Annotated in this window: 21 protein-coding genes; all 21 read left to right on the top strand. The window is 63.2% G+C overall.

Annotated features, from left to right (window positions below; all coding sequences use genetic code 11):
* The first annotated feature begins 13 nt into the window (after positions 1-13).
* Positions 14-2,386: an NADH-quinone oxidoreductase subunit NuoG gene (nuoG, locus tag A9J21_RS20355; protein WP_066738978.1), complete on the top strand. Its 2,373-nt coding sequence runs from the start codon at positions 14-16 to the stop codon at positions 2,384-2,386.
* A gap of 18 nt (positions 2,387-2,404) precedes the next feature.
* The gene (gene nuoH / locus A9J21_RS20350; RefSeq protein WP_066738977.1) at positions 2,405-3,469 is read left to right on the top strand and encodes an NADH-quinone oxidoreductase subunit NuoH; all 1,065 of its coding nucleotides are present in this window, start codon (positions 2,405-2,407) and stop codon (positions 3,467-3,469) included.
* Positions 3,470-3,540: 71 nt separating this feature from the next.
* Positions 3,541-4,032 (top strand): NADH-quinone oxidoreductase subunit NuoI, encoded by a 492-nt coding sequence (nuoI, locus tag A9J21_RS20345; RefSeq protein ID WP_066738976.1) that lies wholly within the window; start codon positions 3,541-3,543, stop codon positions 4,030-4,032.
* A gap of 164 nt (positions 4,033-4,196) precedes the next feature.
* Positions 4,197-4,838 (top strand): NADH-quinone oxidoreductase subunit J, encoded by a 642-nt coding sequence (locus tag A9J21_RS20340; protein ID WP_066738975.1) that lies wholly within the window; start codon positions 4,197-4,199, stop codon positions 4,836-4,838.
* Between the two features lie 16 nt (positions 4,839-4,854).
* On the top strand, positions 4,855-5,160 hold the full coding sequence (nuoK, locus tag A9J21_RS20335) for an NADH-quinone oxidoreductase subunit NuoK (protein ID WP_029050842.1): 306 nt from the start codon (positions 4,855-4,857) through the stop codon (positions 5,158-5,160).
* Between the two features lie 59 nt (positions 5,161-5,219).
* Positions 5,220-7,304: an NADH-quinone oxidoreductase subunit L gene (gene nuoL / locus A9J21_RS20330; protein WP_066738974.1), complete on the top strand. Its 2,085-nt coding sequence runs from the start codon at positions 5,220-5,222 to the stop codon at positions 7,302-7,304.
* A 27-nt stretch (positions 7,305-7,331) separates the two neighbouring features.
* Entirely contained in the window at positions 7,332-8,798 is a 1,467-nt protein-coding gene (locus A9J21_RS20325; RefSeq protein ID WP_066738973.1) for an NADH-quinone oxidoreductase subunit M, read from the top strand.
* A 19-nt stretch (positions 8,799-8,817) separates the two neighbouring features.
* On the top strand, positions 8,818-10,293 hold the full coding sequence (nuoN, locus tag A9J21_RS20320) for an NADH-quinone oxidoreductase subunit NuoN (protein WP_066738972.1): 1,476 nt from the start codon (positions 8,818-8,820) through the stop codon (positions 10,291-10,293).
* A 17-nt stretch (positions 10,294-10,310) separates the two neighbouring features.
* Complete coding sequence (locus tag A9J21_RS20315) at positions 10,311-10,619, top strand: DUF2818 family protein (RefSeq protein WP_066738971.1); 309 nt, start codon at positions 10,311-10,313, stop codon at positions 10,617-10,619.
* Between the two features lie 40 nt (positions 10,620-10,659).
* Positions 10,660-11,304: an NUDIX domain-containing protein gene (locus A9J21_RS20310; protein WP_066738970.1), complete on the top strand. Its 645-nt coding sequence runs from the start codon at positions 10,660-10,662 to the stop codon at positions 11,302-11,304.
* A gap of 206 nt (positions 11,305-11,510) precedes the next feature.
* Positions 11,511-11,978, top strand: a complete 468-nt coding sequence (locus tag A9J21_RS20305; RefSeq protein WP_066738969.1) for a DUF1178 family protein — start codon at positions 11,511-11,513, stop codon at positions 11,976-11,978.
* Positions 11,979-12,068: 90 nt separating this feature from the next.
* Entirely contained in the window at positions 12,069-13,271 is a 1,203-nt protein-coding gene (locus A9J21_RS20300; RefSeq protein ID WP_066739033.1) for an acyl-CoA dehydrogenase family protein, read from the top strand.
* 13 nt (positions 13,272-13,284) lie between these two features.
* Positions 13,285-14,403: an acyl-CoA dehydrogenase family protein gene (locus A9J21_RS20295; RefSeq protein WP_066738968.1), complete on the top strand. Its 1,119-nt coding sequence runs from the start codon at positions 13,285-13,287 to the stop codon at positions 14,401-14,403.
* Between the two features lie 64 nt (positions 14,404-14,467).
* Complete coding sequence (locus tag A9J21_RS20290; RefSeq protein ID WP_066738967.1) at positions 14,468-14,920, top strand: MaoC family dehydratase; 453 nt, start codon at positions 14,468-14,470, stop codon at positions 14,918-14,920.
* Between the two features lie 70 nt (positions 14,921-14,990).
* Entirely contained in the window at positions 14,991-15,464 is a 474-nt protein-coding gene (locus A9J21_RS20285) for a MaoC family dehydratase (RefSeq protein ID WP_066738966.1), read from the top strand.
* 592 nt (positions 15,465-16,056) lie between these two features.
* Entirely contained in the window at positions 16,057-17,025 is a 969-nt protein-coding gene (cyoA, locus tag A9J21_RS20280; protein ID WP_082926532.1) for a ubiquinol oxidase subunit II, read from the top strand.
* Positions 17,026-17,033: 8 nt separating this feature from the next.
* A complete protein-coding gene (gene cyoB / locus A9J21_RS20275; RefSeq protein ID WP_066739032.1) occupies positions 17,034-19,007 on the top strand; it encodes a cytochrome o ubiquinol oxidase subunit I in 1,974 nt (657 codons plus the stop codon).
* A gap of 5 nt (positions 19,008-19,012) precedes the next feature.
* Complete coding sequence (gene cyoC / locus A9J21_RS20270; protein ID WP_066738964.1) at positions 19,013-19,657, top strand: cytochrome o ubiquinol oxidase subunit III; 645 nt, start codon at positions 19,013-19,015, stop codon at positions 19,655-19,657.
* Positions 19,658-20,008: a cytochrome o ubiquinol oxidase subunit IV gene (gene cyoD / locus A9J21_RS20265; protein ID WP_066738963.1), complete on the top strand. Its 351-nt coding sequence runs from the start codon at positions 19,658-19,660 to the stop codon at positions 20,006-20,008.
* A 389-nt stretch (positions 20,009-20,397) separates the two neighbouring features.
* Positions 20,398-21,657 (top strand): urea ABC transporter substrate-binding protein, encoded by a 1,260-nt coding sequence (gene urtA, locus A9J21_RS20260; RefSeq protein ID WP_066738962.1) that lies wholly within the window; start codon positions 20,398-20,400, stop codon positions 21,655-21,657.
* Positions 21,658-21,854: 197 nt separating this feature from the next.
* Entirely contained in the window at positions 21,855-23,489 is a 1,635-nt protein-coding gene (gene urtB / locus A9J21_RS20255; RefSeq protein ID WP_066738961.1) for an urea ABC transporter permease subunit UrtB, read from the top strand.
* The last annotated feature ends 59 nt before the right edge of the window (positions 23,490-23,548 follow it).

The raw sequence follows: 23,548 nt of genomic DNA, 5'->3' as shown, positions 1-23,548 counted from the left end.
AGCGTGGCAGAACATGGTTGAACTCGAGATCGACGGCAAGAAGGTTGAGGTTGCGGAAGGCAGCCTCGTGATGGAAGCAGCCCGCAAGCTGGGCACCTACATCCCGCACTTCTGCTACCACCGCAAACTGTCCATCGCGGCGAACTGCCGCATGTGCCTGGTCGAAGTGGAAAAGGCGCCCAAGGCGCTGCCCGCCTGCGCCACCCCGGTGACGCCCGGCATGAAGGTCTTCACGAACTCCGAAAAGGCCGTCAAGGCCCAGAAGTCCGTGATGGAATTCCTGCTGATCAATCACCCGCTCGACTGCCCGATCTGCGATCAGGGCGGCGAATGCCAGCTGCAGGATCTGGCCGTGGGCTACGGTGCATCGGAGTCGCGCTACAAGGAAGAAAAGCGCGTGGTGTTCCACAAGAACGTGGGCCCGCTGATCTCCATGGAGGAGATGACCCGCTGCATCCACTGCACCCGCTGCGTGCGCTTTGGCCAGGAAGTGGCCGGCGTGATGGAGCTGGGCATGCTGAACCGCGGCGAGCACTCGGAAATCACGACGTTCGTCGGCCAGACCGTGGATTCGGAGCTGTCCGGCAACATGATCGACCTGTGCCCGGTTGGCGCGCTGACCAGCAAGCCGTTCCGTTATTCGGCACGTACGTGGGAACTGGGCCGCCGCAAGTCGGTGTCGCCGCATGACGGCGTGGGCGCCAACCTCGTGGTCCAGACCAAGAACCAGCGCGTGATGCGCGTGGTGCCGCTGGAAAACGAAGACGTCAACGAGTGCTGGATCTCCGACAAGGACCGCTTCTCGTACGAAGGTGTGAACAGCGCCGACCGTCTGACCCGCCCGATGCTCAAGCAGGGTGGCCAGTGGATGGAAACGGACTGGCAGACCGCGCTCGAGTACGTGGCCAATGGCCTGGCGAGCATCAAGCGTGATCACGGCGCCGACCAGATCGCTGCCATCGCCAGCCCGCACAGCACGCTGGAAGAACTGTTCCTGCTGGGCAAGCTGGTACGCGGCCTGGGTAGCGACAACGTCGACTTCCGCCTGCGTCAGACTGATTTTTCGGCCGCGCTGAAGGGCGCGCCGTGGCTGGGCATGCCGGTTGCCGACGTCACCACGCTGCAACGCGCGCTGGTGATTGGCGCCTCGCTGCGCAAGGACCAGCCGCTGCTGGCTTCGCGCCTGCGTCAGGCTGTCAAGAAGGGCGCCCGCGTGGCCGTGATCGGCACCGGCGGTGAAGACCTGCTGATGCCGCTGGCCGCACGTATCGACGTGGCGCCTTCGGGCTGGACCGCCGCACTGGCTGGTGTGGCCCGTGCCGTGGCCGCCGCCAAGGGCGTGGCCGCTCCGGCCGGTACCGATGGCTTCGACGGTGGCGATGCCGCCAGGACGGTGGCCGATGCGCTGCTGTCGGGCGAGCGCCGTGCCGTGTTCCTCGGTAACGAAGCCGTGCGTCACCCGCAATTCTCGGCGCTGCATGCGCTGGCTCAGTGGATCGCCACGGAAACGGGCGCCACGCTGGGCTTCCTGACCGAAGCGGCCAACACCGTCGGCGGCTACATCGCCGGCGCGCTGCCGCAGCAGGGCGGTGCCAATGCCCAGGCGATGTTCGAAGCGCCGCGCAAGGCCTACGTCGTGCTGAACGCCGAAGTCGAGTTCGATACCGCCGATGCGCGCAAGGCCGTGGCCGCGCTGCAGCAGGCTGGTACGGTCGTGGTGCTGTCGCCGTTCCGCTCGGAAGCCGCCATGCAATACGCCGACGTGATCCTGCCGATCACGCCGTTCACCGAGACTGCCGGCACGTTCGTGAACGCCGAGGGCCGTGCCCAGAGCTTCAACGGCGTGGTGCGCGCGCTGGGTGAGTCGCGTCCGGGCTGGAAGGTGCTGCGCGTGCTGGGCAATCTGCTCGACGTGGCGGGCTTCGACTTCGAGACCGCTGAAGCCGTGCGCGACGCCGCGCTGGTCAAGCTGGCCCCGGATCAGCTGAACAACGCCACCGACGCCGCGATCCGCGTGACGGCGGCCGCCGCCAACGGTATCGAGCGTATCGCCGATGTGCCGATCTACCACGCCGACCCGATCGTACGTCGTGCCGACTCGCTGCAGCTGACCGCTGCCGCGCGCCGCGCGATGACGGTGGGCCTGTCGTCGGAACTGTTCGCCAAGCTGGGCGTGCAGGCGGGCGACCCGGTGCGCGTGACGCAGGACGGTGCCAGCGTGGTGCTGCCCGCGGCGCTGGAAAAGACGCTGCCGGCCAACGCCGTGCGCGTGCCGGCCGCCACCGTGGCCGCTGCAACGCTGGGCGCGCTGTTCGGCACCGTCACCGTTGAGAAAGCCATCGACCTGTCGGCCGGCCAGGGTGCCGCCGCAACGGCCACCGTATAAGAAGAGCGAGATAGCAACATGATCGATCTCATTACCTCGCAGGGCCAGGCCATCTTCGGCAGCGCTTGGACGCTGATCTGGATCCTGATCCGTGCCGTGGTCATTGTGGTGCCGGTGCTCCTGTGCGTGGCCTACCTGATTCTGTGGGAGCGCAAGCTGATCGGCTGGATGCACGTCCGTATCGGCCCGAACCGCGTGGGTCCGCTGGGCCTGCTGCAGCCGATCGCCGACGTGCTGAAGCTGCTGCTCAAGGAAGTGATGTTCCCGTCGCAGATCAACCGGATGATGTATCTGGTTGCGCCGCTGATGGTGCTGGTACCGGCAGTGGCCGTCTGGGCCGTGATCCCGTTCCAGCCCGAAGTGGTGATGGCGGACGTCAACGCCGGTCTGCTGTACGTGATGGCCATCAGCTCGGTGGGCGTGTACGGCGTGATCCTGGCAGGCTGGGCATCGAACTCGAAGTATGCGTTCATCGGCGCGATGCGTGCCGCTGCGCAGATGGTGTCGTATGAAATCGCGATGGGCTTCGCGCTGGTGACCGTGCTGATGGTGGCCGGCAGCCTGAACCTGTCGACGATCGTGAACAGCCAGAACGTTGGCTATTTCGCGAACATGGGCATCAACATCCTGTCGTGGAACTGGCTGCCGCTGCTGCCGATGTTCGCCGTGTACTTCATCTCGGGCGTGGCGGAAACCAACCGCCATCCGTTCGACGTGGTGGAAGGCGAGTCGGAAATCGTGGCCGGTCACATGATCGAATATTCGGGCATGACGTTCGCGCTGTTCTTCCTGGCCGAGTACATCAACATGATCATCATCTCGACGATGACCTCGCTGATGTTCCTCGGTGGCTGGGCGCCGCCGTTCTCGAGCGCGATCACGAATGCGATCCCGGGCTTCTTCTGGCTGGTGATCAAGGTTTTCCTGCTGCTGTCGGTATTCATCTGGATCCGTGCGTCGTTCCCGCGTTACCGGTATGACCAGATCATGCGTCTGGGCTGGAAGATCTTCATTCCGCTGACCGTGGCGTGGCTGATCATTGTGGCGATCTGGATCAAGTCGCCGTGGAACATCTGGCACTAAGAGGCCAGGCGATGGTGCGCCGCCCGAACGGGCAGGGCGCACCGCGCGGAAATACTTAGGAAGCAATCGTCATGCTGCTCGCCATCAAGGACTTCTTCAACAGCCTGCTCCTGAAGGAACTCTTCAAGGGCATGGCACTTACCGGCCGCTATCTCTTCGCCCGGAAGGTGACTGTCCAGTTCCCGGAAGAGAAGACGCCGATGTCGCCGCGTTTCCGCGGCCTGCACGCACTGCGCCGCTACCCGAACGGGGAAGAGCGCTGCATCGCGTGCAAGCTGTGCGAAGCGGTGTGCCCGGCCCTGGCCATCACGATCGAATCGGATGTGCGTAACGACGGCACCCGCCGTACCACGCGCTACGACATCGATCTGACCAAGTGCATTTTCTGCGGCTTCTGCGAAGAAGCCTGCCCGGTCGACGCGGTCGTCGAAACGCATATCTTCGAATACCACGGCGAAAAGCGCGGTGACCTGTACTTCACCAAGGACATGCTGCTGGCAGTGGGCGACCGCTACGAGCCGCAGATCGCCGCAGCCAAGGCCGCGGACGCGAAGTACCGCTAAGCGTCACGGCGGGACGGGAGCAGGGCACGCGGTGTGCTGCTCCCGGCAACGAATTTGAAGTGGCCCCGCAAGGGGCACAACCAAGAGAAGCAAGTCGCGCAAGGCGCGGACGCCCCGAAGGGCAGTCCGGACCGGCGCGGCCCAAAGAGGATCCGATAGGGACCATGGAACTCACGACAGCCATCTTCTATGCCTTTGCCCTGGTGCTGGTGCTCTCCGCACTGAAAGTCATCACGGCAAAGAACCCGGTGCACTCCGCACTGTTCCTCGTCCTGGCGTTCTTCACCGCCGCGGCGATCTGGATGATCCTGAAGGCCGAGTTCCTCGCCATCCTGCTAGTGCTGGTCTACGTAGGCGCCGTGATGGTGCTGTTCCTGTTCGTGGTGATGATGATCGATATCGATATCGAGCACCTGCGCCGCGACTTCTGGACATACGTGCCGATGGCATCGATCGTTGGCGCGCTGATCATCGCCGAAATGGCCATCGTGCTGGTGCGCAACTTCATCGGCACCACCAACGCCGTGCTGCCGCCGGGCGCGCAGGACCCGAACTATTCGAACACCGCCGCACTGGGCAAGCTGATCTACACCGACTACGTGTACGCCTTCGAAGTGGCCGGCATCATCCTTTTGGTGGCGATCGTGGCCGCCGTGGCCCTGACGCTGCGCCGCCGCAAGGACGTCAAGGCGCAGGACGTTGGTGCCCAGCTGCGTGTACGCCGCGACGAGCGCGTGCGCATGGTGAAGATGCCGGCCGAGGGCCGGGCCGAAGCGGATGCTGCTGCGTCCGCCAACAAGAACTAAGCCCGGAGAACCCGCTGTGCTGTCTCTCGCTCACTTTCTCGTCCTCGGTGCCATCCTGTTCGCGATCAGCATCGTTGGCATCTTCCTGAACCGCAAGAACGTCATCGTGCTGCTGATGGCGCTCGAACTGATGCTGCTTGCGGTGAACATGAATTTCGTCGCCTTCTCGCACTACATGGGCGACCTGGCCGGACAGGTTTTCGTTTTCTTCATCCTTACGGTGGCCGCCGCCGAGTCGGCAATCGGTCTGGCAATCCTGGTCGTGCTGTTCCGTAACCTGGACACGATCAATGTGGACGACATGGATACCCTCAAGGGCTGACATGAACGCTCACGACATGAACCAAGACTGCATCCCGACCGCACACCAATAAGCGTCCTATGGCAACCACGCTCAACCCCAACCTGCTGCTGGCGATCGCGCTGGCACCGCTCGCCGGTGCCGCGATAGCCGGTCTGTTCGGTACCAAGTTCTTCGGCACGTTCTCCTCCGAGACGCGCGGCGGCCGGATCATGGCCCACTCGGCAACGATCCTCGGTGTCGCTGTCTCGTTCGTCCTGTCGGTGATGGTGCTGCTCGACGTCATGAACGGCGCCGGCTACAACGCCACCGTGTACGAGTGGATGACCATCGGCTCGCTGAAGATGGAAGTCGGCTTCCTGGTCGATTCCCTCACCGCGATGATGATGGTCGTGGTGACCTTCGTCTCGCTGATGGTGCACATCTACACCGTCGGCTACATGGAAGGGGACCCTGGCTACAACCGGTTCTTCGCCTACATCTCGCTTTTCACCTTCTCGATGCTGATGCTGGTGATGAGCAACAACTTCCTGCAGCTGTTCTTCGGCTGGGAAGCCGTGGGCCTGGTGTCGTACCTGCTGATCGGCTTCTGGTACACGCGTCCGACCGCGATCTTCGCCAACCTGAAGGCGTTCCTGGTCAACCGCGTGGGTGACTTCGGCTTCATCCTCGGTATCGGCCTGCTGCTCGCATACAGCGGCAGCATGAACTACACGGACGTGTTCTCGCAGCGCGAGCAACTGGCAGCCGTGATCTTCCCGGGCACCGACTGGCTGATGATCACCGTGGCCTGCATCTGCCTGTTCATCGGCGCGATGGGCAAGTCGGCGCAGTTCCCGCTGCACGTGTGGCTGCCCGACTCGATGGAAGGCCCGACCCCGATCTCGGCGCTGATCCACGCGGCAACCATGGTGACCGCCGGCATCTTCATGGTGTCGCGCATGTCGCCGCTGTTCGAACTGTCGGATACGGCACTGTCGTTCGTGATGATCATCGGCGCGATCACGGCACTGTTCATGGGTTTCCTGGGCATCATCCAGAACGACATCAAGCGTGTGGTGGCGTACTCCACGCTGTCGCAGCTGGGCTACATGACCGTGGCGCTGGGTGCCTCTGCCTACTCGGTGGCCGTGTTCCACCTGATGACCCACGCATTCTTCAAGGCGCTGCTGTTCCTGGCCGCCGGTTCGGTCATCATCGGCATGCACCACGACCAGGACATCCGCAACATGGGCGGCCTGCGCAAGTACATGCCGATCACGTGGATCACGTCGCTGGTGGGTTCGCTGGCGCTGATCGGCACGCCGTTCTTCTCGGGCTTCTATTCCAAGGACTCGATCATCGAGGCCGTGGCCGAGTCGCACCTGGCGGGTTCGGGCTTCGCGTACTTCGCGGTGCTGGCCGGTGTGTTCGTGACCGCCTTCTACTCGTTCCGCATGTACTTCCTGGTGTTCCACGGTGAAGAGCGTTTCGGCAAGCCGCACGCGCATCACGACCATCACGAGGAAGAAGAGGAATCGCACGGCGACGACCACCATCACGGTCTGGCCCCGGGCCAGAAGCCGCACGAGACGCCGTGGGTGGTGACGCTGCCGCTGGTGCTGCTGGCCATCCCGTCGGTGATCGTTGGCGCCATCGCCATCGAGCCGATGCTGTTCGGTGACTTCTTCAAGCATGGCCTGGCATTCAAGGACGTGATCTTCGTCGGCGAGAACCACCACGCCATGGAAGAACTGAAGGAAGCGTTCCACGGCTGGGTGCCCATGGCGATTCACTCGCTGACGACCCCGGTGCTGTGGCTGGCAATCGCCGGTGTGGTGCTGTCGTGGTTCTTCTACATGAAGCGCCCGGACATCCCTGCCGCGATCAAGCAACGCTTCTCGGGTCTCTACAACCTGCTCGAGAACAAGTACTACATGGATGCGATCAACGAGGCGGTGTTTGCCCGTGGCGCGCGTCTGCTGGGTACCGGCCTGTGGAAGGGCGGTGACCAGAGCTTCATCGACGGCCTGTTCGTCAATGGTTCGGCCCGTGTGGTGGCATCGTTCGCCGCGGCCAGCCGTTACCTGCAGTCCGGTTACATCTACCATTACGCTTTCGCGATGATCATCGGCATGCTGGTGCTTTTGACGCTGACGATCACTGGCGTGATAGGCACCAAGTGATAGGCACCGAGTAAGGAAAACAAAGAAATGGTTCTGTCTCTCGCAATCTGGCTGCCTATCTTCTTCGGCCTGCTGGTATTGATGTTCGGCTCCGACAACAGCAAGTGCTTCGTGCGCTGGATGTCGCTGTTCGGTGCCATCGCCAGCTTCGTCGTGACGCTGCCGCTGGTCTTCCACTTCGACACCTCGACGGCTGCGATGCAGTTCGTCGAACAGGCGAACTGGATCGAGCGCTTCAACATTGCCTATCACCTGGGTGTTGACGGCATCTCGATGTGGTTCGTCGTGCTGACGTCGTTCATCACCGTGATCGTCGTGATCTCGGCCTGGGAAGTGATCACCGAGCGCGTGGCCGAGTACATGGCCGCGTTCCTGATCCTGTCGGGCCTGATGGTCGGCGTGTTCTGCGCGCTGGACGGCATGCTGTTCTACGTGTTCTTCGAAGCCACGCTGATCCCGATGTACATCATCATCGGTGTCTGGGGCGGCCCGAACCGCGTGTACGCTGCGTTCAAGTTCTTCCTCTACACGCTGCTGGGCTCGCTGCTGACGCTGGTTGCGCTGCTGTACCTGTACAACAAGACCGGTACCTTCGACATCCTGAGCTGGCACCAGGCCAAGCTGTCGTTCGAAGAGCAGATCGCGATCTTCGTGGCCTTCTTCATGGCCTTTGCCGTGAAGGTGCCGATGTGGCCGGTGCACACCTGGCTGCCGGACGCCCACGTGGAAGCACCGACCGGTGGTTCCGTCGTGCTGGCCGCGATCATGCTGAAGCTGGGTGCCTACGGTTTCCTGCGGTTCTCGCTGCCGATCGCCCCGGACGCCAGCCACTACATGGCACCGTTCATCATCACGATCTCGCTGGTCGCGGTGATCTACATCGGCCTGGTGGCGCTGGTCCAGTCGGACATGAAGAAGCTGGTGGCGTACTCGTCGATTGCCCACATGGGTTTCGTGACGCTGGGCTTCTTCATCTTCAACGACATGGGCGTTGAAGGCGGCATCATCCAGATGATCTCGCACGGCTTCGTGTCGGGTGCCATGTTCCTTGGCATCGGCGTGCTGTACGACCGCGTGCACTCGCGCCAGATCGCCGATTACGGCGGTGTGGTGAACGTGATGCCGAAGTTCGCCGCGTTCTCGGTGTTCTTCGCCATGGCCAACTGCGGCCTGCCGGCAACCTCGGGTTTCGTCGGCGAGTTCATGGTCATCCTGGCTTCGGTCAAGTTCAACTTCTGGATTGGCCTGCTGGCTGCAACGGCACTGATCCTGGGCGCGGCGTACTCGCTGTGGATGGTCAAGCGCGTGATCTTTGGCGACATCGTGCATCAGCATGTGCGCGAACTGGTGGACCTGAACAAGCGCGAATTCCTGATGTTCGGCCTGCTGGCCATCCTGACGCTGTACATGGGCCTGTACCCGAAACCCTTCACCGATGTGATGCACGCCTCGGTGGTGAACCTGCTGTCCCACGTGGCACAGTCCAAGCTGTAAGCGGGGGAGAGAAATCAACATGCAATCGTCCTCTAGCCTGGCCCCGGTGGCGCCAATCATTTTCCTGGCGATCGCCATTGCGGCGATCAACTGGATCGACCTAGCGCGCGGCAAGGGCCGCACCAGCGTGGCATACCCGCTGGCACTGCTGACGACGCTGGTGCTGACCTTCTGGTTTGCGCTGGACGCCGCCAACGGCGAAACGCACTACGTGTTCGCCAACCTGGTGGTCGTGGATCCGATGGCCAACGTGCTGTCGGCGTTCTGCTCGCTGGGCATGTTCCTGACGCTGATCTACACGCGTACCTACCTGAGCAACCGCGACATGTTCGCGGGCGAGTTCTACATGCTCGCGCTGTTCACGCTTGGCGGCCAGCTCGTGATGATCACCGGCAACAACTTCCTGACCCTGTACCTGGGCCTGGAACTGCTGTCGCTGTCGTCGTATGCACTGGTGGCGCTGCGCCGTGATTCGCGTGTGACGTCGGAATCGGCCATCAAGTACTTCGTGCTGGGTGCGCTGGCCTCGGGCTTCCTGCTCTACGGCATGTCGATGATGTACGGCGCCACCGGCTCGCTGAACCTGGGCGAAGTCTTCCGCGTGGTGGAGTCGGGCCGCGTCAACACGACGATGCTGGCCTTCGGCGTGGTGTTCATCGTTGCGGGCGTGTCGTTCAAGCTTGGCGCTGCACCGTTCCACATGTGGATTCCGGACATCTACCAGGGTTCGCCGACTGCAGTGACGCTGCTGATCGCCGCCGGCCCGAAGGTTGCCGCGTTCGCGCTGATCATGCGCCTGCTGGTGGAAGGCCTGCTGCCGCTGGCCGGCGACTGGCAGATGATGCTGGTGGTGCTGTCGATCGTATCGCTGGCGATCGGGAACCTGACCGCCATCGTGCAGACAAACCTGAAGCGGATGCTGGCGTACTCGACCATCTCGCACATGGGCTTCATCCTGCTGGGCATGCTGTCCGGCGTGGTGGCGAACAAGGCGGATGGCGCGGCCAACGCTTACAGCGCGTCGATGTTCTACTCGATCACCTACATGCTGACCACGCTCGGCACGTTCGGCCTGATCCTGATCCGCACGCGCAAGGGCTTCGAGGCCGAGACGCTGGACGACCTGAAGGGCATGTCGCGCCGTCATCCGTGGTTTGCACTGCTGATGCTGGTGATGATGTTCTCGATGGCCGGTATTCCGCCCACCGTCGGCTTCTACGCCAAGCTGGCCGTGCTGTCGGCTGTGGTCAAGGCCGGCATGAGCTGGCTGGCGGTGGTGGCGGTGGTGTTCTCGCTGATCGGCGCGTTCTACTACCTGCGCATCGTGAAGCTGATGTACTTCGATGCACCGGCTGGCGAAGAGCCGCTGGAAGCGTCGGTTGGCGTGCGTTCGATTCTGAGCCTGAACGGCCTGGCCGTGATCCTGCTGGGCCTGTTCCCGGCGGCACTGATGAACCTCTGCTTCGAGGCCATCCGCGCCACGCTGGCTTCGTAACGTAACAAGGTGACGAAATGAGTTCCTCGGCGGGCGGTTGGTTTGTCATTCTGCTGGCACTGGTGTGTGCCAACCTGCCGTTCGTCAACCAGCGCCTGTTTGCGGCGGTGGGCCTGAAGTGGGCCCGCAAGCCGCTGTGGCTGCGGGTTGTGGAACTCTTCGTCTGGTACGTGGTGGCCGGCATCGCCGGCTTTGCGGTGGAAGCGGGCCTTGGCAACGCATTCCCGCAGGGCTGGCAGTTCTACGCCATCACTGCCTGCATGATGCTGGTGTTCGCCTTCCCGGGCTTCACCTGGCAATACCTGGTCAAACATCGCACGGCCTGAGGGCTTGCCTGCTCCGGCCCGTGTCATCCCCGGAGCGCGCATGACCGACAAGATTTCTCCCGCTTCCCCCCAGTCATCCGAAGTCTCGGACGACCATCTCCGCGAAACGCCGGTTGCTTCGGCGACCATTCACCGCGGCAAATTCCTGACCCTCAAGCAAGACATCGTGCGCCTGCCCGACGGCAAGCAGACCGGGCGCGAGTACGTGCTGCATCCCGGCGCGGTCATGATGATTCCGCTGTTCGACGATGGCACCGTGCTGATGGAGCGCCAGTTCCGCTACCCGGTGGGCGAAGTCATGCTCGAATTCCCGGCCGGCAAGCTCGACCCGGAAGAGGGTGCGCTGGTTTGCGGCAAGCGGGAACTGCTGGAGGAAACCGGCTATACCGCCACGCGCTGGGACTACCTGACGCGCATCCATCCGGTGATTTCCTACTCGACCGAGTTTATCGACCTGTTCCTGGCGCGCGACCTGACGGCAGGGGAGTCGAAGCTCGACGACGGCGAATTCCTGGAGACGTTCGTCACGCCCGTCGGGCAGGTGATCGACTGGGTGCGGCAGGGCCGCATTACCGACGTGAAGACGATCATCGGCGCGTTCTGGCTGGAGAAGATCGCCTCCGGCGCCTGGCAACCCGGCGAGCAGATCGAACCGCCGTTCCCGGGCGCGCGGGCGGCCGGCTAGAACGCCGCTTTGCTGCTAAGCTTGCCGAGGCGCGGACCACGGGTTTTCCCTTGATTTTTCAAGGCTCTGCGCCCAAATGGGCTGCCATTGGCCGGATTGTGTTTCCGACGCATCCTGCCAGGCAAAAACGGCTGCAAAAAAATTAGCACGACCGTTCACAAAATTTCGATTCACGGCTAACATTGCCCCGACGGGCTGGAAAGATCATGAAGGTGCTCGATTTGCGCTGTGCGCAAGACCATCGTTTCGAGGGCTGGTTTGCCTCGGAGGAAGATGCGCAATCGCAGATTTCACGCGACCTCGTCCAATGCCCGGTCTGTGGCGACCATGCGGTCAGCCGCCTGCCCAGCGCGCCGCGCCTGAACCTTTCGGGTGCCACCGCGAAGCCGGCGCCGACGCAGGGCCGCGATGGCGAACCAGGCAAGGCCGAAGCCCGGCAGATGATGCAGGCGCTGCAGGCGCACTACCTGAAGGCCGTGCGGCAGGTGCTGGCACAGACCGAGGACGTGGGAGACCGCTTCGTGGAGGAAGCGCGGCGCATGCATTACGAGGAGGCGCCCGAACGCGGGATTCGCGGTTCGGCCACCGCCGAGGATGTGCAGGCGCTGGCTGAAGAGGGCATCGACACCTTTCCGCTCATCGTGCCGGATGCATTGAAGCAGACGGCCCACTGAACAAGCATCCTGTGCCCGGTTTTACCAGCGCAGCGATGCGCAGGTAAAACAATCGGCCGGCGCCCGCCGGCACCACCTATGGAGACGGGCATGGATCTCAACTACTCGGCGGCGGACAACGCCTTCCGTCAGGAAGTGCGCAGCTGGCTCGAAGCCAACCTGCCGGCGGAAATCAGCGAAAAGGTGCTCAATCACCGCCGCCCCAACCGCGACGATCTGGTGCGCTGGCACAAGATCCTGGCCGGCAAGGGCTGGTCGGTGCCGCACTGGCCGGTGGAGTTCGGCGGTACGGGCTGGAACGCCACGCAACGCCATATCTGGGACGAGGAAAATGCCCGCGTCGGCGCGCCTGGCGTGCTGCCGTTCGGCGTGGCGATGGTCGCACCCGTGATCATGAAGTACGGCAACGCCGAGCAGAAGTCGTACTACCTGCCGCGTATCCTGGATTGCACCGACTGGTGGTGCCAGGGCTATTCCGAGCCCGGCTCGGGTTCCGACCTGGCGTCGCTGAAGACGCGCGCCGAACTGACGTCGGACGGCAAGCACTACATCGTGAACGGCCAGAAGACCTGGACCACGCTGGGCCAGCACGCCGACATGATCTTCTGCCTGGTGCGCACCGACCCCGAAGCCAAGAAGCAGGAAGGCATCTCGTTCCTGCTGATCGACATGAAGACGCCGGGCATCACCGTGCGCCCGATCATCATGCTCGACGAAGAGCACGAGGTGAACGAAGTCTTCTTCGACAACGTGCAGGTGCCGGTCGAGAACCGCGTGGGCGAAGAGAACCGCGGCTGGACCTACGCCAAGTACCTGCTGGGCCACGAGCGTACCGGCATTGCCCGCGTGGGCAATTCCAAGCGCGAACTGGGCTTCCTGAAGCGCGTGGCGCGTCAGCAGCAGAAGAACGGCAAGCCGCTGCTGGCCGATCCGGTGTTCGGCGCCAAGGTGGCCGCGCTGGAAATCGAGCTGATGGCGCTGGAAATCACGGTGCTGCGCGTGGTGTCGAGCGAAGCCGCTGGCAAGGGCCCTGGCCCCGAGGCGTCGATGCTCAAGATCAAGGGCACGGAGATCCAGCAGTTGCTGACCGAGCTGATGGTGGAGGCCGTGGGCCCGTACGCCCAACCGTTCGACACCGCCTACCTCGAGTGCGAGCACGACCATGCCGTCACCGGCTACGACGATGCCGCGCCGCTGGCCGCGTACTACTTCAACTACCGCAAGACGTCGATCTACGGTGGTTCCAACGAAATTCAAAAGAACATCATCAGCCAGATGATTCTGGGGCTGTGAGGAGACACGCAACATGAACTTCAATCTCAGCGACGAACAGAAGCAACTGGCCGACGCGATTCGCCGTTTTGTCGAGAAGAGCTACGACTTCGAATCGCGCAAGAAGAACATCAAGACCGACGCCGGCTACGGCGAGCAGGCCTGGGGCGCCCTGGTGGAACTGGGCCTGACCGCGCTGCCGGTGCCGGAAGCGCAGGGCGGCTTCTCGGGCACGGCCGTCGACATGATGGTGGTGCAGCAGGAACTGGGCCGCGGCCTGGTTGTGGAACCGTACTTCGCCACCGTGGTGGCCGCGCATGCGCTGAAGCTGGCCGGTGGCCAGGAGGCGCTGCTGGAACAGGTGGCGGGCGGCGAGGTCAAGCTGGCCACGGCGTTCAACGAGCCGCAGGCGCGCTACGAGCTGAACAACGTCACGGTGACGGCCAAGGGCGGCAAGCTCAACGGCCGCAAGGTGGTGGCGATCCACGGCGCCCAGGCTGACAAGCTGGTGGTGTCGGCCCGCACCAGTGGCGCCCAGTCCGATCGCGACGGCATCTCGCTGTTCCTGGTCGATACCAACGGTGCCGGCGTCAGCGTCAAGGACTACCGCACGATCGACAACCTGCGCGCCGCCGACGTGACGTTTGCGGACGCACCGGCCACGCTGCTGGGCGCCGAAGGCAAGGGCTTTGACGTGCTGGAGGCAACGGCCGACTACGCCGCTGTGCTGCTGTGCGCCGAGGCCGTGGGCGTCATGGACATGCTGAACGCCGCCACGCTCGAATACGCCAAGACGCGTCAGCAGTTCGGCGTACCCATCGCGCGCTTCCAGGCGCTGCAGCACCGCATGGTGGAGATGTTCATCCATGCCGAGCAGTCGCGCTCGATCACGCTGCTGGCTGCTGCCCGCTTCGAGGAATCCACGTCGGAAGAACGCCGCCGCTACGTGTCTGCCGCCAAGGCGCGTGTGGGCCAGGCGGCTCGCTCGGTTGGCCAGGAGGCCGTGCAGATCCACGGCGGCATGGGTGTGACCGACGAACTGCCGGCCGCGCACATGTTCAAGCGGCTGACACTGATCAACACGACGTTTGGCGACGTGGACCATCACCTGGGCCGCTTCGCGAGCCAGCCGGGCTTCCAGGAAGCCGCCTGATCGTAGCGTTTGACCTGAACCGCGCCGGAGACCCCGAGCGCGGTTTTTTGCTTTGGAGCTCACGATGTCCAGCAAGATGTACTTCGAAGACTATGTCGTCGGCAGCGAGATCCCGCTCGGCAGCTACCACGTCACCGAGGAGGAGATCCTCGCGTTTGCACGCCAGTACGACCCCCAGCCGTTCCATGTCGACAAGGCCGCCGCGGAAAGCAGCATCTACGGCGGGCTGATTTCAAGCGGCTGGATGACCTGCAGCATCATCATGCGCCTGCTGGTACAGTCGATGGGCGACCGCTCGACCAGCATGGGATCGCCCGGCGTGGACGAAGTCCGCTGGATCAAGCCGGTCTATGCCGGCGACACGCTGACCGCCGTGCTGAAGGTACTGGAGAAGCGTCCCTCGGGTTCGAAGCCCGACCGCGGCGTGGTGCTGACGCAGTGGGTCGGCACGAACCAGAAGGGCGAGGTGGTGGTCACGGTCAAGGGCATGGGCATGTACAAGCGCCGTCCGGCCTGATCAACACGGAACGAAGCAAGACGACAAGACAGACGACAAGACAGACGACACCAAACAGGAGACAAGTCATATGCGCACCATTGCATCGCTGGAAGAACTGGAATCCCTCCAGGGCCAGGAAGTGGCCGTCAGCGACTGGTCCGAGATCACGCAGCAGCAGGTGAACCTGTTTGCCGAGGCGACCGGCGATCACCAGTGGATCCACGTCGACGTCGAGCGTGCCAAACGGGAATCGCCGTTCGGCGCGCCGGTGGCGCATGGTTTCCTGACGCTGTCGCTGCTGCCGCAGTTCATGCAGAACGCGATCCATATGGAAGGCGTGAAGATGGGCGTCAACTATGGGCTGAACCGGGTACGGTTCACCTCGCCGGTGCCGGTCGGCAGCAAGCTGCGTGCGCGGGTGAAGCTGCTCAAGGTCGAGCGCCTGGACCCGATGCCGAACGGCCTGGTCGGTGCGCAATCGACGTGGGAAGTCACGATCGAGCGCGAAGGCAGCGATCGTCCGGTCTGCGTGGCGGAATCGATCAGCCGGCGCTACTCGTAACGCGTGGCGGCGGGGCAGGATGGAGGGGCCGCTAGAACGCGGCCCCTTTCTTTTGTCCAGAAGAATCGCATGACAAAGACGTTCACGGCGTGATCTGTTTCCTTTGTGCGACATCAAAAACATTGTCCGGTTAAAAGAACAGTGTTTCCGTTGTGTTTGGGTTTACCCGCAATGTTGCGTTGCGGTACATTCGCGGCCAACGATGTTTTAAGTAATGCGATATCCGCTCGGAGACCGTGCTCGCTGCGCTGGTGGGTGGGTCAAAAGCAGGCGGAAATCGCGTGAGCATCGTGACACAACGCTTGTCCCGGTGGCTGCTCCGAACCGGGAACGATCGCAGTTCAGGCAGTCGGTTACCTCAGCGCACGCTTCCGCCCCCGGCGTTTCGCGCACGCAGTCGTCAGTTGCTGTCCAGCCGCGCTCATGGCGTTGCCCGGCCGCATGGTCCGCCGGCGCTTGCTCGCCCCATCAACGCTTGCGCCAGCTTTGGACACGTCCCCGGTTTTTCCCAGCCCAGCCAGCCCGTTGCCCCGTGCAGCAGGCGGCAGTGCCTCGCTTGTGCACAGGCGTGGCGCAACCAGACCGTCGTGACATGAACACATCAACAATGCCGCGCCTGATGCGGTACCTGCCTTGCCTTGGCCTGCTCCTGCTGGCCGGCTGCGACTTCGCGCTGATGAACCCGAAAGGGCAAGTCGGCGTCGACATCAAGGGCATCATCCTGATCGCCACCTGGCTGATGCTGCTGGTCGTGGTGCCCGTGATCATCCTGACGATCGTGTTCGCGTGGAAGTATCGCGCCAGCAACACGTCGGCCACCTACGATCCCGACTGGTCGCACTCGACCAAGATCGAAGTCGTGGTCTGGCTGATCCCCTGCCTGATCATCATCGCGCTGGGCATCATCACCTGGAAGTCGTCGCACGATCTCGACCCCTACAAGCCGCTTGAGTCCAACGTCAAGCCGGTGCAGGTCGAGGCCGTGGCAATGAACTGGAAATGGCTGTTCATCTATCCGGAACTGAAGATCGCGACGGTCAACCAGCTGGCGCTGCCGGTGAACACGCCGGTGAACTTCAAGATCACGTCGGATTCGATCATGAATTCGTTCTTCATCCCCCAGCTGGGCAGCCAGGTGTACGCCATGGCCGGGATGGAGACCAAGCTGCACCTCATCGCCAATGAAGCCGGTACGTACGACGGCATGTCCGCCAATTACAGCGGCGGCGGCTTCTCGGGCATGAAGTTCAAGACCATCGCCATGTCGAACTTCGAGTTCGACAAGTGGGTGGAGCAGGTGCGCGCGTCCAGCAAGCAGCTCGCCGCCGAGGACTACAAGGTCCTGGCCAAGCCGAGCGAAGCAGAACCGGTGACCTACTTCGGCAAGGTCGAAGACGGCCTGTTCACCGGCGTCCTGCATCAGTACATGGGGCACGACGGCCGTGCCATGGCCCGCGAAGGTTTCGATGGCGGTCCGGTCTGCACGTCGCGTAACACGCTTGGCGAAGAGCGTGTATCCATGACCACGCCGGCCAAGCCGGCCGTGGGCGCGCAAATCTAGGAGCAATGATGTTTGGCAAATTGAGTTTGTCGGCGATTCCGTTTCATGAGCCGATCATCATGATCACGCTGAGCTGCGTGGCCCTTGGCGGGCTGGCGCTGCTTGGTGCGATCACGTATTTCAAGAAGTGGAACTACCTGTGGTCCGAGTGGATTACCTCGGTCGACCACAAGCGCATCGGCGTGATGTACTCGCTGGTGGCGCTGATCATGCTGCTGCGCGGCTTTGCCGACGCCATCATGATGCGTACCCAGCTGGCGGTTGCCACCAATGGCGCCACCGGCTTCCTGCCGCCCGAGCACTATGACCAGGTGTTCACGGCCCACGGCGTGATCATGATCTTCTTCGTGGCGATGCCGCTGATGACGGGCCTGATGAACCTCGTGGTGCCGCTGCAGATCGGCGCGCGCGACGTGGCATTCCCGTTCCTGAACACGCTGAGCTTCTGGCTGTTCGTGGCCGGCGCACTGCTGGTCAACGTTTCGCTGGGGGTTGGTGAATTCGCCCGTACCGGCTGGCTGGCCTATCCGCCGCTGTCGGGCCTGGACTACAGCCCGGGCGTGGGGGTGGACTACTACCTCTGGTCCTTGCAGATATCAGGGTTGGGCACGTTGCTGACCGGCGTGAACTTCCTGGTGACGATCCTGAAGATGCGCGCCCCGGGCATGACCCTGATGCGCATGCCGGTGTTCACGTGGACCATCTTCTGCACGAACGTGCTGATCGTGGCTGCCTTCCCGGTGCTGACGGTGTCGCTGGCCCTGCTGGGTCTGGACCGTTACTTCGACATGCACTTCTTCACGAACGACGGTGGCGGTAACGCCATGATGTACGTGAACCTGATCTGGATCTGGGGCCACCCCGAGGTCTACATCCTGGTGCTGCCGGCATTCGGTATCTTCTCGGAAATCATCGCCACGTTCTCGGGCAAGAAGCTGTTCGGCTACAAGTCGATGGTGTACGCAACGAGCGCGATCATGGTGCTGTCGTTCATCGTGTGGCTGCACCACTTCTTCACGATGGGCTCCGGCGCCAACGTGAATGCGTTCTTCGGCATCACGACGATGATCATCTCGATCCCGACGGGCGTGAAGATCTTCAACTGGCTGTTCACGATGTACCGTGGCCGCGTGCAGTTCACGTCGCCGGTGCTGTGGACGCTGGGCTTCATGATCACGTTCGTGATCGGCGGCATGACCGGCGTGCTGATGGCCGTGCCGGCAGCCGACTTCGTGCTGCATAACAGCCTGTTCCTGATCGCCCACTTCCACAACGTGATCATCGGCGGCGTGCTGTTCGGCTACCTGGCCGGCATCACCTACTGGTGGCCGAAGGCGTTCGGCTTCAAGCTGAACGAGCGTCTGGGCAAGTACGCCTTCTGGTGCTGGATCGTTGGCTTCTACTTCGCCTTCATGCCGCTGTACGTGCTGGGCCTGATGGGCATGACCCGTCGTCTGAACCACACGAACAACCCGGAATGGACGCCCTGGCTGCATCTGGCCGTGGTGGGCGTGGTGTTCGTGGCGCTGGGCATCTTCTTCCAGGTGCTGCAGATCGTTGTGTCGATCCGCGACCGCAAGAAGCTGGCCGACGTGACGGGCGACCCGTGGGGTGGCCGTACGCTGGAATGGGCCGTGTCGTCGCCGCCGCCGTTCTACAACTTCGCGCACACCCCGGTGGTGCGTGACCTGGACGCGTTTGCCGACATGAAGGCTCGTGGCGAGACGCTGCCGACCAGCGGCTTCGCGCAGATCCACATGCCGAAGAACACGGCTGCCGGCTTCTACATGGGTGCCTGGAGCCTGGCGCTGGGCTTCGCGCTGACCTGGCATATCTGGTGGCTGGCCGCCGTTGGCCTGGTGGGCATGGTGGTGGCGTTCATCCGCCGCGCCAACGATGACCACATCGACTACTACGTGCCGGCCTCCGAGGTCGAGCAGATCGAAACCCGCTACCAGCAGCGTGTGGCTGCACAGGGCTGATAACGATGTCGACAGAAGTTCTTGACCGCTTTGGGGCGCAAGCCCCCGCGCATGCGCACTCGCACGACGAGGCGCATGACCACGCCCATCACGACACCAGCGAGAACACCATTTTCGGTTTCTGGCTGTACCTGATGAGCGACTGCATCTTGTTCGCGTGCCTGTTCGCCGCGTTCGCCGTCCTGCGCGGCGAAGTGGCGGGCGGCCCGACGGGCAAGGAGCTGTTCGAGCTCAACTACGTGCTCGTGGAAACGGCAATCCTGCTGTTCTCGTCGATCACCTACGGCTTTGCCATGGTGTCGATGCAGAACCAGCAGCGTGGCCGCGTGATGTTCTGGCTGGCCGTGACGTTCCTGCTGGGTGCAGGCTTCATGGCGATGGAAATCAACGAGTTCGCGCACCTGATCCATGAAGGTGCCGGCCCGAGCCGCAGCGCCTTCCTGTCGTCGTTCTTCACGCTCGTGGGCACCCACGGCCTGCACGTGGCAAGCGGCATGGTCTGGATGCTCGTGCTGATGTACCAGCTGTCGAAGAAGGGCCTGACCCCGGTGGTGGCCAAGCGCCTGAACTGCCTCAGCCTGTTCTGGCACTTCCTGGACGTGGTCTGGATCGGTGTGTTCACCGTGGTCTACCTGATGGGAGCAATGTAAATGGCACAGCAACACGCAAGCGCCGCCCATGGCGCGTCGCACGGCCACAGCAGCGTCAAGTCGTATGTGATCGGCTTCGTGCTGGCGGTGATCCTGACCGTGATCCCGTTCAAGATCGTGATGGACGGCTCGATGGACCGCGCCACCACGCTCTGGATCATCCTGGGCATGGCCGTGGTACAGATCGTCGTGCACCTGAAGTACTTCCTGCACCTGGACGGCTCGGAAGGCCAGAAGTGGAACGTGATGGCTCTGCTCTTCACGGCCCTGATCCTGTTCATCGTGCTGGCCGGCTCGCTCTGGATCATGCACAACATGAACGCCAACATGATGCCGTGGATGAGCAAGTGACCGTCGTCACCGGTATCTGAAAGAAACGGGGCCAGCGGCCCCGTTTTTTATTGCGTTTTTCCCCTGCGGCCCCCTGACGGCGGCGGGGAGGGCGGGAACCGGCGTCCCCGTCCGGAATCTTGCCTCTGGTGCGCTGCGCACCGATCCCTTCCCGCCATGCACCGCATCGGGCCGATGCACGACGCCGGTGCATACGCCCGTTCCGGGCACTCCGCAAGCCTGGCACCTTACTGGTGCGCTCCCCATCCGTCCCATCCGATTTGTCTCGCAGCCGTTGCCTGGCAATGGTTTGCGGGTATCGCCATTCTTGGCACGCTAGTTGCAGAAGCGTTACCCGGGGTGCGTAGTCCCTGACCACATACGACAAATTGGACAAAATGGGAGCTGCAATGAAACGACGTGACATGCTGAAGCTGTCGGCGGTAGCCGCCGCAGCGATGATCGGTACCAGCCCGCTGATGGCGCAGACGAAGGAACCGATCAAGGTCGGGATCCTGCATTCGCTGTCGGGCACCATGGCCATCTCCGAGACATCGCTCAAGGACGTGGCGCTGATGACGATCGACGAGATCAACAAGAGCGGCGGCGTGCTGGGCCGCAAGCTTGAGCCGGTGGTGGTGGACCCCGCTTCCAACTGGCCGCTGTTCGCCGAGAAGGCACGCCAGCTGATCACCAAGGACAAGGTTGCCGTCACGTTTGGCTGCTGGACGTCGGTGTCGCGCAAGTCGGTGCTGCCGGTCTATGAAGAGACCAATGCGCTGCTGTTCTACCCGGTGCAGTACGAAGGCGAGGAAATGTCCAAGAACGTGTTCTACACGGGCGCCGCGCCGAACCAGCAGGCCATCCCGGCCGTGGAATACCTGATGAGCAAGGAAGGCGGCGGTGCCAAGCGCTTCTTCCTGCTGGGCACCGACTACGTGTACCCGCGCACCACCAACAAGATCCTGCGCGCGTTCCTGAAGAGCAAGGGCGTGGCCGACAAGGACATCGAAGAGGTCTACACCCCGTTTGGTCATGCCGACTACCAGACCATCGTCGCCAATATCAAGAAGTTCTCGCAGGGCGGCAAGACCGCCGTGATCTCGACGATCAACGGCGATTCCAACGTGCCGTTCTACAAGGAACTGGGCAACGCCGGCCTGAAGGCCAAGGACGTGCCCGTGGTGGCCTTCTCGGTGGGTGAGGAAGAACTGCGCGGCATCGACACCAAGCCGCTGGTGGGCCACCTGGCCGCCTGGAACTACTTCATGTCGGTCAAGAACGGCGAGAACGACGCCTTCAAGAAGCAATGGGCGGCATGGGTCAAGGCCAACAACCTGCCCGGCGGCGACAAGCGCGTGACCAACGACCCGATGGAAGCCACCTACGTGGGTATCCACATGTGGGCCCAGGCCGTGAAGAAGGCCGGCACCACCGACGTGGACAAGGTGCGCGCCGCCATGTATGGCCAGACCTTCAAGGCACCGGACGGCTTCACGCTGACCATGGGCGACAACCATCACCTGTACAAGCCGGTGATGATCGGCGAAGTGAAGGGCGACGGCCAGTTCAACGTGGTCTGGAAGACGCCGAAGCCGATCCGCGCACAACCGTGGAGCCCGTTCATCGCGGGTAACGAAGGCAAGGCCGACAAGGTCGGCGGCAACTAAGCCGTTTGACGCCCTCTCCCGCCTGCGGGAAGAGGGCGGGGGAAGAGGCCAGGCGTTTGGCTGATGCGACGCCAGCGTTTGGCGTGCCGGGCCCTCTCCCCCAACCCCTCTCGCGATGCACGGGAGAGGGGCGCAAACAATGGGTGACTTCGAACAATCCAAAGACGCGAACCATCGCGCCAAAACAAGACTCCTGAATGCACCGACCCATCCGAACATGGCTGTGCGCCACGTTTGCCGCGTTGCTGCTGGCCGCTGCCCCGCTCTGGGCGGCCACGCCGCTGACGCAGGCCGACCTGAAGCCGCTGGCCGAAGACGACTTCGACGCCAAGACCGCCGCGCTCACCAAGCTGACGCAGGCACCGGCAGAGCAGGCTGGCCCGATCCTGAAGGCGCTGCAGGACGATGCGCTGCAGTACGAGCCGTCGGTCGGCATGGTGCGTCAGGACGGTGACAAGTATCTCGATGCAATCAGCGGCAAGGCCGTCGCCGTGAAAAGCGACGCGCTGGAAGCGCTGACGCTGAACAACAGCCTGCGCACCATCGTGGATAGCGCCGCCAGCAGCCTGCTGCTGCAGTCGCCGGATATCGCGGTGCGCACGCAGGCCATCAACACGCTGTTCGACCAGCCCGAGAACGCGTCGCGCGACGCCGTGGAAGCCGCCCGCAAGGCCGAGGCCGACGCCGGGCTGCGGGCGCGCCTGGACGTGATCTGGGCCAATACCGTGCTGGCGCAGGGCACCGAGGCCACGCGCGACGCCCGGCTCGATGCCATCCGCATCCTGGGCGCCGACAGCAATCCGCAATCGCGCCAGAAGCTGATACCGCTGCTGGAAAAGGACGAAGCGGGCAAGTACAAGGAAGCCGACGAAGACGTGCGCGTGGCCGCCCAGAAGGCCATCGACCAGCTGCGCAGCGAACAGCGCCGCGCCGAACTGCTGGGCAACCTGTTTGCGGGCCTGAGCCTGGGCAGCGTGCTGCTGCTGGCCGCGTTGGGCCTGGCGATCACATACGGGCTGATCGGCGTCATCAACATGGCGCACGGTGAATTCCTGATGATCGGCGCCTATGCCACGTACGTGGTGCAGACGCTGTTCCGCGCCTATGCCCCGAATGCGTTCGACTGGTACCTGGTGGCGGCGCTGCCGGCGTCGTTCCTGGCGGCCGGCGTGGTCGGCTTTGCGCTGGAGCGGATCGTGCTGCGACACCTGTATGGACGTCCGCTGGAAACGCTGCTGGCCACGTTCGGTATCAGCCTGCTGCTGATGCAGGCCGTGCGCACGATCTTCGGTGCGCAGAACGTGGAAGTCGCCAATCCGGTGTGGATGAGCGGCGGCTTCGATGCCATGGCAGGGCTGGTGATCCCGTACAACCGCGTGGTCATCATCCTGTTCGCGCTGGCCGTGGTGGCCGTGGCGTGGGCCGTGCTGAACCGCACGAGGCTGGGCCTGTTCGTGCGCGCCACGACGCAGAACCGCACCATGGCGGCCTGCGTGGGCGTGCGCACGTGGAAGGTGGACAGCTACGCGTTTGCCTTCGGTGCCGGCATCGCCGGGCTGGGCGGCTGCGCGCTGTCGCAGATCGGCAATGTGGGCCCCGACCTGGGGCAGGCGTACATCATCGATTCGTTCATGGTCGTGGTGCTCGGCGGGGTGGGGCAGCTGGCCGGCACCATCGTCGGGGCGTTCGGCCTCGGCATCATCAACAAGTTCATCGAGCCGTTCTACGGCGCGGTGCTGGCCAAGATCTTCGTCCTCGTGCTGATCGTGCTGTTTATCCAGAAGCGGCCGCAGGGACTTTTCGCGCTCAAGGGGCGCAGCGCGGAGGCCTGACATGAGCAGCTTTTCCTCTTCATCCCGCAAGGCGTTCAAGCTGTCGGTGCCGGAGCGCC

The organism is Cupriavidus sp. D384 (assembly GCF_001652915.1).
Classification (GTDB): domain Bacteria; phylum Pseudomonadota; class Gammaproteobacteria; order Burkholderiales; family Burkholderiaceae; genus Cupriavidus.
This window is presented reverse-complemented; position numbering and strand designations above follow the sequence as displayed.